Genomic DNA, 9,342 nt, shown 5'->3' on the forward strand with positions numbered 1-9,342 from the left:
GCTTCAAAAGCCACATCTTACCCTCGCGAAAAGGATATAAACCCTGACCCTCATGTTGAAACGATGATCACTTACGAATATGTGAAACTTGCGGCAGAGGTTGTGGCATTTGTTGCGGTGATGGGGGCGATTTACTCCTTCATGGCTGTACGGAGGGTTATCAGAGACACCCTTGGTGAGGGCGTTTTTCGTGCCCTTGTCTTCGGAAGCCTGCTACTTCTGCTGGGTTATGGGGTCAACGTGCTTAATGATGTAGTATCCTCGGAGTTTCTGAAGATTCTGGACGACGTCCTAGTTGCCCTCGGTATGGGCATTGTCATGGTGTGTTCCATCACCACGAGGCGGGCAATTGCAACACACGTCGAGCCCCACGTTGTTTTTGACGGCACGTCCATCATCTCACCCGGGCCGTACCTCGTAAGATCGATGTCGGTTGCCTCGGTTTTACGCCTCCTCTCCGGCAAGAAAATTCTCGGCGTTACCCGCCTCCCGGAGGTATACATGCGCTGTGGTGCCTCCTACATCTGGATCAGCAACGTTGGGGGATCGAATGTGGTGTCTCCCACTGCCCTCGCACCGCTTCTCCATGCGGTAACAACGAGCGTTGACAGGGATACCTTTGTTATACTGGACAGTGTGGATTATCTTGTGCTGCACAATGGGGAGGAGGCTGTTCTGCGCTTTGTTCTCCACATGAAGGATATACTGCTGACTAAAGGTGCTGGGCTGGTTATAATCGCTTCCCCCGAGACGCTGGGCGAAAAGATGGTAACCCTGCTTGAGAGGGAGTTCAGAAAGCTCCCCATGTGACCGTAAACTTTATAAAGGCTCCCCGAGCCTTATAGTTTGGCGACGCGGGGGTTGCCAAGCCTGGTCAAAGGCGCGGGATTGAGGGTCCCGTCCCGTAGGGGTTCCGGGGTTCAAATCCCCGCCCCCGCACCAAACGGCGCTTTTCTGGTTCTGGAGAATCTTCACCTGGAGTTTAAGTGTTAACACGGTTGTTTCAGGTTGTACTGCAGAAAGAACTCCTGAGAATGTGTGTCAAAATTTGTGTGTACCGAAACATTTATCGTTAGAAACACATCATTTAGTGGCGATGAAGATAATAAAAATCCCCAGTAAGGACAGTGTGGGCGTCATAACCGTTGGAACTCCCCTAGAGGTTGAGCTGGACATCGAGGTTAAACCGCGCAAAGGGGAACTGGTTCTCTGGGTATCCAACCCGAACACTGTGAAGGTTGAGATTGACAATGAGATTGAGCTGTATGAGTACATCGGATTTTGGCAGAAGCTGGATCCGGAAATAGTTTTTTTGAACCGGAGGATTGTTTTAATTCCCGGCGAGACCATCGAACAGCGCATCCCCGTCGATCTGCCTCCCGGACGCTACAAGGTCGTTAAGTTTGCGTACGTGAAGGGCGCCAAAATTAGGGTGGAGAGGGAGTTCACAGTTAGGTAGCCCAGAACCTCTTGAGGTAGAGCCGCATTCTTCCCAGATCAACGGGTCTCACCGTTTCCACCATCCAGTCCGGCAGGTCTTTCTTTATCCCTCTCCAGAGCAGGCGGTAGTCGAGGACCACTATTGAACCCTTCTCCTCCGCCGAACGGTGCACCCTTCCCGCAGCCTGGACGAGCTTTCTGTGGGCCGGCAGGTAGTAGCCGTAGTACCTGCCCTTCTCCGGGAACTTGCGTTCGAAGTACCTTATCCTGGCCTGAACCCTCGGCGTTGGCCTCGCGTAAGGGATTCCGACGAGCACCACACCGTTCATTTCGTCCCCGCTGTAGTCCTGTCCCTCGCTGTTCCTGCCGCCCATCACGCCGAGCAGGACTGCCCCGTTGCCCCTCGCGTGGGCCTTGAACTGGGCGACCATGAGGTCGTTCTCAGCCGAAGAGACACCCTGCTTCTCGATGAAGACTGCTTTTCCCGTCTCCTCCAGCCTAACCTGGAGGTTCGCCGATAGAAGACCCTGGAGAACCTCGTAGGATGCCGCGAAAACCCCGACGTTCTTCGGGATTATCCTTGCCGCTTCCACTATGTAGTCCACCATCTTCCTGTAAACCTGGAGCGAGCGCTCATCGCCCCTCGTCGAGACGTCTTTGGCCACCAGAACCTGGGCGTTCTCGCGCTTTACCATCCTCGGGAACTTCTTCAGGCGGGCGTTTTCCACGCCCATGACATCGCGGAAGGCCTCAAGCGGGGTGAGCGTTCCGGACATGAATATCGCGCTCTGGACATCCTTTATGAAGCCCAGGGCCTTGGATGGATCGAGGGCAACGAGCTCGAGGCTCAGCCCCCTGTCCCTGCTCAGGAGGAACAGGTAGTCCTCCCTCCCGATGAGAGAGAGCCACAGGAGAAGGAACTCGCCGACGCGCCCAATGTAAGAGCGAGGAGGTTTGCCCTTTTCTATCCTGTCCTCCCTTATCGAATCCCCGACCGCCACCATGTCGTTGAGTGTCTTGACGAGCCATCTCGTGTCCAATCCAAGGACATCGACAACGTGAGAGAACACCAGCTCAGGCTGTATGGCGGTCTCCTGGACGTCCCTGCCCGCCAGTTTTTCCTGGAACAGTATCTCCAGCCCCCTGCCTAGGATGCTCAGGAAGTTTGCTATCTCGTGCTCGTTGTACTCGTCGGCCTCTTTTATTGCCCTGTTGATTGTGTTTATGCTTATTTTATCGCTGAGTGCTGAAATCGCCTGATCCGGAAGGTTGTGGGCCTCGTCAAAGACGACTATGAGGTCGGAGTAATCGAGGTCCAGGGAGCTTATGAAGTTCTCCCGTATGGTGGGGCTGAGGAGATAGAGGTAGCTGGCGACTATCACGTCCGCCTTCTCCGCTATCCTCTTGGTTAAATCGTAGGGGCACAGCTCCAGGGTCTGCGAGTAGTCGAGTATCTCCGCGGGGTGACTCGGCTCTCCGAGGAAGAAGCGCACCAGCTCGTCGAACTCCGCCTTTTTCTTCTTTTCATTCTCGTAGAACTCGCACTTGCCCATCTTCTTGAGGTTCTTGCAGACGACCATGGCGGTGTAGGCGTCGCTCGTGAACTGGGTGAGGTACGTGTGCAGGCAGAGGTCCTTCCTGCTCCTGAGCTCAACGCCGGAAACGGGGCTCTTCCTGCTTATCGCCTTCAGCTCCTCTATGACCCTGTCCATCTGCCTGTGGGTTCTGGCCAGGTAGAGCACCTTGTAGCCCATTTCCTTGGCGTGGGGGAGTACTCCAGCCAGAACGCTCACGGTCTTTCCGAATCCTGTGGGCGCCTCGATGATGACGTTTTCTCCGTTTTCAACTGCCTTTGAGACCAGTTCTATGAAATCGCGCTGGTTCGGTCGCAGGTTTTCGTATGGAAAGTAGTCGGTCATGGGAAAGAGTTTTAACGGCTCGCTTTTAACTTTTCCCAAGGTGACAGTAATGGACGAAAAGACGAGCAGGCTCATTGAATACACTGTCGAGGCCCTCGTGGTGACGTGGCTGGGATACCTGTTCCTCTATCAGAACTACCTGCTCTACCGGTGGCACCGTGGACTCCCGTTGCCCTCCAGATCCCCGTTCATCCTCATCGGAGTGATTCTTGGGATTCTGTTCTTCTGGTACGAGTGGAACAAGTTCGAGAAAGAGCTCGCTAGGAGGGAGGAAGCCGCCAGTGAGCCTGTGATCCCCGTGGTTTCCAGAAGCTCGAATCCAGAGGCCGAAGCCGGCTCCCCCGAGGAGCCCTCCGAAAGGACCTCGGAGACGGAAGAAAGCGAAGGGGCTACTCCCTGATCCTGATGACGTACTCTTCCCTCGCATCTATCCCCTCAAAATCCTCTGCCCCCACAAGCGCCTCCCACCCTGCCGAGAAGGGCACCTCTGCCGTCCTTGATTCCATGGGGCGCACCCTTGTACATTTGTCCCCAGAATGTACTCGAACGAGTTTTTAAAGTTGGCGATGGAAAACGATGAAAAAACGGAGGAAAGCTCAGAGCTTCAGCTCCGGAATCTCCTCAAGAACCTTGACGGTCAGCTTAACGGCTGCATCGACGTCGCGCTCGTCAACGACTTCCGTGTTGGAGTGGATGTAGCGAGCCGGAATGCTTATTCCGCCGCTCGGGACGCCGGCCTTGTTGAGGTGTATCGCTCCCGCGTCGGTTCCACCGCCGGTGAGGATGTCCCACTGGTAGGGAATCTCGTGCTTCTTGGCTATCTCTTCCATCCAGCGGACGATTGTCGGGTGGCAGATGACGGAGCGGTCCATTATCTTAATCGCGACGCCCTTTCCGAGCTGGCTTATCTGCTTGTGCTCAGGAGTTCCAGGAACGTCGGCGGCTATGGTGACATCGAGGGCGAAGCCGTAGTCGGGGTCTATGCCGAAGGACGAGACCTTCGCACCGCGGAGACCGACCTCCTCCTGGACGGTGGCGACGAAGTAGACATCAGCATCGGTCTCGGCCAGCTGCCTCGCGGCCTCGACGAGGATGTAAACCGCTATCCTGTCGTCGTGGGCGATGCTGACAAGCCTGTGCTTGCCGAGCCTCTCAAGCCTTCCGTCCCAGGTGATGACGGTGCCTATCTTAACTCCCATCTCCTCGGCCTCTTCCTTGCTCTCGGCGCCTATGTCTATGAAGACCTCGTCCCAGGTTGGGGCCTTGTTCCTCTGCTCTGGCTTCTGGATGTGCGGCGGAACGCTTCCACCGACGCCATAGACGAACTCGTTCGGGCCGACCCAGACCTTGAAGCGCTGGGCGATGAGCGTCCTTGGGTCAACACCGCCAACCGGTGCAACGCGGAGGAAGCCGTTCTTCTCGATGTGGGTCACCATGAGGCCGATCTGGTCCATGTGTCCGGCGAGCATGACCTTCGGGCCCTTGCCCTTCTTGTGGGCGATAACGTTTCCGAGCTTGTCGACGGTTATCTCGTCGACGTAGGGCTTGAAAGCCTCGATAACAACGTCCCTGACGCCGAGGAACTCGTAGCCGGAAACACCCGGCGCCTCTATAATCTTTTTGAGAAGTTCGTAGTCAACCATCACAACCACCCCTTTCGTTTAGATTTCCATCTAAATGCTCATGTCAGGGATATTTAAGGTTTTAGGTGCCATCCCAAAGACTTTTTAGCTTCGGGGAGGAACATCCCACATGGAGTTGCTTAGGCTTAACGTAGTCCCCTGCATCTTCCGCAAAAGGCTCAACCGCTTCGTGGCGCTGGTCGAGGTTGATGGTGAGGAGAGGAGAGCCCTAGTAACCAACACGGGTCGATTGGAGGAGTTCATGGTTCCGGGCAGGAAAGCCTTCTGCACGCCCAAGACCGGCGGAAAGACGGACTTCTTTCTGGTCGCCTTTGAGGATTTTGATGAAAGGGGGGCGGTGATAGACACGCGAACCCAGGCCAAAGCCTTCGAGCGGGCGGTGGAGCTTGGTTTGATACCATGGCTGGAGAACTGCCGGCTAAAGCGGAAGGAAATCACGGTCGGCAAATCGCGCCTTGATTACCTCTTCGAGTGCCCGGAGGGTGAGGTCTACGCCGAGATGAAGAGCGCCGTCCTGCGCGGAGGTGAAAAAGGGGATTACGCGATGTACCCAGACTGTCCAAGCGTCAGGGGGCAGAAACACATCAGGGAGCTTATAGAGCTGTCGAGGGCAGGAAAGAGGGCCATGATTTTCTTCATCGGCGCGATGCCGGGCGTTGAGAAGTTCAGGCCCTACGAGAGGGGCGATCCGGAGATAGCGAGGCTCCTTAAAGAGGCCTGGAAGGAGGGCGTTGAAATCCACGCGCTCAGCATCTCTCTCCTGCCCGATGGGAGGGTCGTTCTTGAGAGGCCGAGCCTTGAGATCGAGCTCTAAACCGCCGTTCGTGGAGTCTTGTACCACACCTTCTTGGCGCAACCTCCTCGGCTATCCTCACCGTGTCGTCCGTGGAGCCGTCGTCCAGGAGGAGAATCTCAAGTTTATCCTTCAGGTAGTCGAGGTTTGCCATCGCCAGCAGGGTACTCCGTATAACCAGCCCTCGTTTCTGGCGGTTATCATTATCATAACGGCGGCAGATCCTTTGGAATCGGAGGCTGTCTGAACTTGGAGTTGTACCTCAGACCTGCGATTGTGAGAACTATGTAGTAGACGAATATTGGATAGATGACGATTACGGCGAAGGCGAATATGGCATGTGCCGCTGCGATTACCGTATCGCCGGGGGGAGGTGGGTTTATATCCATTTCCCTTCTGTAGTGTACATACCAACGTCTTATAAACCTGCCCTCAACGCGGAAGCGTTTTAAACCCGAAGGGGGAGAGAAAGTCAGGTGATGTATATGGCCATAGTCGATGTTAGAATCCTCGTGGAAGGTGCGAGCGACGTTGAGGTTGTAAGTAAGGCCCTTCAGGGCTTGGCTTTGGGAAGCGAGTACAACATCACGATTTCCGCGATAATCCCGACGACCAACGTTGAGATAGCGAAGAGCGCCGCCGCGGGCGCTGATCTTCTCATCATAGCGACCGACGCCGACAGGGTCGGAAGGGACCTGGCCGAGAGGCTCTTCAGCGAGCTGGGGGAGATGGTCGGGCACGTTGAAAGGATGAAGCTCCCCCTCGGCCACGATCTCGAGCACGTTGACGTTGAGCTCGTCAGGAAGGAGCTCAAGAACACCCTCGTCCGGGCGGGGTTGAAGACCCTCCAGCTTCTCCCCGGATACGTGGAGCTGAGGAAACAGCTGCTGGATGTGAAGGGACAGTACGACCTGCTGGCTCAGGAATACGAGAACCTTGAAAAGGAGCATGGGGAGCTCCAGGAAAAGTATGAGGAGCTTCACGCCGAATATGTTAGGGTTAGAAACGAGAACGAGGGATTGAGAGAACTGCTGGAGAAAAAGAGCAGACCCCGCAGAATAGATGATGCCTGGAAGTCTCTCTTCCCTGCGGAGCCGGTTCCGGACGAGGGGGTCATAGCCCTGGCCGTGAAGAAGCTCGGCCTGGCGGGTAAGGTGATAGTCGGACAGGGCTACATCTTCGCCGAAGAGAAGGAACTCGTGGAGGAACTGCTGAAGACGGTCTACCTAAGCCTGAGTATAAAAGAGGAGCTTCCCAAGCCGCCCAAGCCACCGGTTGAAGAGCCCCCGAAAACCCTCGAGCCCAAGCGAAGCGAGCCGGAGGTCGTTGAGAACGCCGAAGTAAAGCCCGAGGACATTGAGGGGCTTCTGAAGGGGCTGTGAGATGGAAGTCCCTGAGCTGATGGAGGAGTACGAGACATACCTCGACCTCGAGGGGAAGAGTCCGAACACGATTAGGATGTACTCCTACTACGTGCGCCGGTATCTGGAGTGGGGCGGCTCCCCAAACGCCCGCTCCGCCCTCCGTTTTCTCGCGAGGCTTAGAAAGGAAGGCTACTCCAACAGGAGCCTCAACCTCGTGGTTCAGGCCCTGCGCTCCTACTTCCGCTTCGAGGGCTACGATGAAGAGGCTGAGAAGCTCAAGCCCCCAAAGGTTCCCAGGAGTCTTCCGAAGGCTCTGACGCGCGATGAGGTTAAGAGGCTTCTCTCGGTTATTCCGCCGACAAAAAAGCGCGATAGGCTTATAGTTCTCCTCCTCTACGGCGCCGGTCTGCGCGTCAGCGAGCTGTGTAACCTCAAGAGGCGCGACGTTGACCTGGAGCGCTCCACCATCGTGGTTCGGGGCGGCAAGGGTGCCAAGGACCGCGTCATACCCATCCCGGAGTTCCTTGCGAGGGAGATACGGGCATACCTCGAAACGCGCTCCGACGACAGCGAGTACCTAATCGTTGAGGACAGGCGCAGGGAAAAGGACAGGCTCTCCACCAAAACCGTGTGGTACCTCCTGAAGCGCTACGGCGTCAGGGCCGGCGTTGATGTCACGCCCCACAAGCTCCGCCACAGCTTCGCGACTCACATGCTCGAAAACGGCGTCGATATAAGGGCCATTCAGGAGCTCCTCGGCCACTCGAACCTCTCAACGACGCAGATTTACACCAAGGTTACCGTCGAACATCTCAGGAAGGCGCAGGAGAAGGCGAGGCTGATAGAGGGGCTGATGGAGTGAGCCCCAGCAGGAACTTCCAGAGGGGAAGGACGTTTATTCTGAGGCCGTCCCTTTCAATGATTTCCTCTTCCCCAAGCGTCACAACCGTGAGGTTCTCGCAGCCAAGATTTCTACCGGCCATGGATAGGGCAGACAGCTCCCGCTCCCGTGCATCATTAAGGCTCAGGGTCACCTGAATCAGTTCCACAACCCTCCCCGACTCTGAGACGACGAAATCAACTTCCTTCTCACCGGAACCTCCGTAGTAGTGAACGTTGAGAAGCGGGTTCAGATAGTGCTTCCTTCTGAGAAGCTCAAGGAACACGGCATTTTCCATATCCCTTGCGGGGTCTTTCCTTGAGAAAAGGGCCAGGCCGGTATCAACGAGGTAAACCTTCTTGGGGGCTCGGAGGGACTCTTTTTCGGAGCGGGCAAACTTCGGAAGGAAGAAGACGAAGAACGAGTCCTCAAGGGCTCTGAGGTACTCAAGGACCGTCGTTTTTGATGTTCCGAACTCGGACTTAAGGAAGCGGTGAATTGAGCTGTACGAGGTGTACTTCGCGTAGTTCGAAAGCAGAAGCTTGACAAGGGCCTCAATAAGGGCCACGTTCCTTATCCCGTGCCTCTCTACGACGTCCTTCGTTATCATCACCGAAAGGTATTCTTCGAGGATTCTGACCTTATCGCCGAGCAGGGCCACCTCTGGAAAGGCGCCGTATTTTAGGTACTCCTCCAGAAGTTTTTTTATCGTGTGCACCTTTCTGCCGTAGAGGTCGCGCTTTTTAAAGTCCACCCCCTTGAATCGGAGGAACTCCATGAACGAGAGGGGAAGGAGGGTGTACGAAATCCCGCGTCCTCTCAGCTGGGTCGCGACCTCCCTCGAGAGCAGCCGCGAGGACGAACCCGTAACCGCAACCATGAAATCCTCATCAAGCAAATACCTTACACCGATTTCCCAGTCGGGAACATTTTGAATCTCGTCAAGAAGGAAGAAGACCTCTCTCCCAACGTTCTCCGGATAGAGGTCAAAGTAGGCATCAACAATTCCCGGAAAGTCCCGTCCAGTTATCCCGAACAGGAGCGGGTTCTCAAAGTTCAGGTAAACGTAGCGTTCCCTTTCCTCCCCAACCATCGAATAGAGGAGGTACGTCTTCCCGGAGCGCCTTGGGCCAATTATTACCGTTGCCTTCCCCGGATTCAGGGAAGGCTTTAGCTCCCTCTCCACAACTTTTGGCAAATCCCTCTCATGGAAAAGGCGGATGTAGCGTTTGATGTCGTCTGGCTCCATGGTACAGTATGGGATACCAATATTTATAAAGATTTGGTACGCCATACCGTACCA

The 9,342-nt window shown here is 55.6% G+C and carries 11 protein-coding genes and 1 tRNA gene; 7 read left to right on the top strand and 5 right to left on the bottom strand.

All coding sequences use genetic code 11. From position 1 onward, the window contains the following. Positions 1-63: 63 nt before the first annotated feature. The 3 genes from FPV09_RS00280 (at position 64) to FPV09_RS00290 (ending at position 1,459) form a co-directional block, all read left to right on the top strand. Entirely contained in the window at positions 64-810 is a 747-nt protein-coding gene (locus tag FPV09_RS00280; RefSeq protein ID WP_148881937.1) for a DUF835 domain-containing protein, read from the top strand. Positions 811-854: 44 nt separating this feature from the next. Then, positions 855-942: transfer RNA gene (locus tag FPV09_RS00285), tRNA-Leu, on the top strand. 154 nt (positions 943-1,096) lie between these two features. Continuing rightward, on the top strand, positions 1,097-1,459 hold the full coding sequence (locus FPV09_RS00290; RefSeq protein WP_148883558.1) for a hypothetical protein: 363 nt from the start codon (positions 1,097-1,099) through the stop codon (positions 1,457-1,459). Here FPV09_RS00290 and FPV09_RS00295 read toward each other — a convergent pair. Beyond that, complete coding sequence (locus FPV09_RS00295; RefSeq protein ID WP_148881938.1) at positions 1,452-3,359, bottom strand: helicase C-terminal domain-containing protein; 1,908 nt, start codon at positions 3,357-3,359, stop codon at positions 1,452-1,454. The genes FPV09_RS00290 and FPV09_RS00295 overlap by 8 nt on opposite strands. Positions 3,360-3,408: 49 nt before the next feature. Between FPV09_RS00295 and FPV09_RS00300 the strand changes: the two genes are divergently transcribed. After that, positions 3,409-3,759, top strand: a complete 351-nt coding sequence (locus FPV09_RS00300; protein WP_148883559.1) for a hypothetical protein — start codon at positions 3,409-3,411, stop codon at positions 3,757-3,759. 196 nt (positions 3,760-3,955) lie between these two features. Here FPV09_RS00300 and FPV09_RS00305 read toward each other — a convergent pair whose 3' ends face one another. Continuing rightward, complete coding sequence (locus tag FPV09_RS00305; protein ID WP_148881939.1) at positions 3,956-5,002, bottom strand: M42 family metallopeptidase; 1,047 nt, start codon at positions 5,000-5,002, stop codon at positions 3,956-3,958. Between the two features lie 109 nt (positions 5,003-5,111). On the opposite strand from FPV09_RS00305, the gene sfsA reads away from it, so the two are divergent. Continuing rightward, the gene (sfsA, locus tag FPV09_RS00310) at positions 5,112-5,816 is read left to right on the top strand and encodes a DNA/RNA nuclease SfsA (protein WP_148881940.1); all 705 of its coding nucleotides are present in this window, start codon (positions 5,112-5,114) and stop codon (positions 5,814-5,816) included. Here sfsA and FPV09_RS12100 read toward each other — a convergent pair. Then, positions 5,749-5,949: a glycosyltransferase gene (locus FPV09_RS12100; protein ID WP_148881941.1), complete on the bottom strand. Its 201-nt coding sequence runs from the start codon at positions 5,947-5,949 to the stop codon at positions 5,749-5,751. The two genes, sfsA and FPV09_RS12100, sit on opposite strands and share 68 nt — an antisense overlap. Before the next feature lie 52 nt (positions 5,950-6,001). Next, positions 6,002-6,184, bottom strand: coding sequence for a hypothetical protein (locus FPV09_RS12105; protein WP_148881942.1), 183 nt, complete (start codon positions 6,182-6,184; stop codon positions 6,002-6,004). A gap of 96 nt (positions 6,185-6,280) precedes the next feature. Here FPV09_RS12105 and FPV09_RS00325 point away from each other — a divergent pair, with 96 nt between their 5' ends. Together FPV09_RS00325 and xerA are read left to right on the top strand one after the other, a co-directional pair. After that, the gene (locus FPV09_RS00325) at positions 6,281-7,177 is read left to right on the top strand and encodes a toprim domain-containing protein (protein WP_148883560.1); all 897 of its coding nucleotides are present in this window, start codon (positions 6,281-6,283) and stop codon (positions 7,175-7,177) included. Position 7,178: 1 nt separating this feature from the next. Further along, the gene (xerA, locus tag FPV09_RS00330) at positions 7,179-8,021 is read left to right on the top strand and encodes a site-specific tyrosine recombinase/integron integrase (RefSeq protein WP_148881943.1); all 843 of its coding nucleotides are present in this window, start codon (positions 7,179-7,181) and stop codon (positions 8,019-8,021) included. On the opposite strand, the gene FPV09_RS00335 is transcribed toward xerA, so the two are convergent. Next, positions 7,972-9,288, bottom strand: a complete 1,317-nt coding sequence (locus FPV09_RS00335; protein ID WP_246112276.1) for an ATP-binding protein — start codon at positions 9,286-9,288, stop codon at positions 7,972-7,974. The genes xerA and FPV09_RS00335 overlap by 50 nt on opposite strands. Between the last annotated feature and the right edge of the window lie 54 nt (positions 9,289-9,342).

This window comes from Thermococcus aciditolerans, from assembly GCF_008152015.1.
GTDB lineage: Archaea > Methanobacteriota_B > Thermococci > Thermococcales > Thermococcaceae > Thermococcus > Thermococcus celericrescens.

Coding starts and splice junctions, on each gene's coding strand:
- FPV09_RS00280 (WP_148881937.1), top strand. CDS start 64: ATGATCACTTACGAATATGTGAAACTTGCGGCAGAGGTTGTGGCATTT.
- FPV09_RS00290 (WP_148883558.1), top strand. CDS start 1,097: ATGAAGATAATAAAAATCCCCAGTAAGGACAGTGTGGGCGTCATAACC.
- FPV09_RS00295 (WP_148881938.1), bottom strand. CDS start 3,359: ATGACCGACTACTTTCCATACGAAAACCTGCGACCGAACCAGCGCGAT.
- FPV09_RS00300 (WP_148883559.1), top strand. CDS start 3,409: ATGGACGAAAAGACGAGCAGGCTCATTGAATACACTGTCGAGGCCCTC.
- FPV09_RS00305 (WP_148881939.1), bottom strand. CDS start 5,002: ATGGTTGACTACGAACTTCTCAAAAAGATTATAGAGGCGCCGGGTGTT.
- sfsA (WP_148881940.1), top strand. CDS start 5,112: ATGGAGTTGCTTAGGCTTAACGTAGTCCCCTGCATCTTCCGCAAAAGG.
- FPV09_RS12100 (WP_148881941.1), bottom strand. CDS start 5,949: ATGGCAAACCTCGACTACCTGAAGGATAAACTTGAGATTCTCCTCCTG.
- FPV09_RS12105 (WP_148881942.1), bottom strand. CDS start 6,184: ATGGATATAAACCCACCTCCCCCCGGCGATACGGTAATCGCAGCGGCA.
- FPV09_RS00325 (WP_148883560.1), top strand. CDS start 6,281: ATGGCCATAGTCGATGTTAGAATCCTCGTGGAAGGTGCGAGCGACGTT.
- xerA (WP_148881943.1), top strand. CDS start 7,179: ATGGAAGTCCCTGAGCTGATGGAGGAGTACGAGACATACCTCGACCTC.
- FPV09_RS00335 (WP_246112276.1), bottom strand. CDS start 9,288: ATGGAGCCAGACGACATCAAACGCTACATCCGCCTTTTCCATGAGAGG.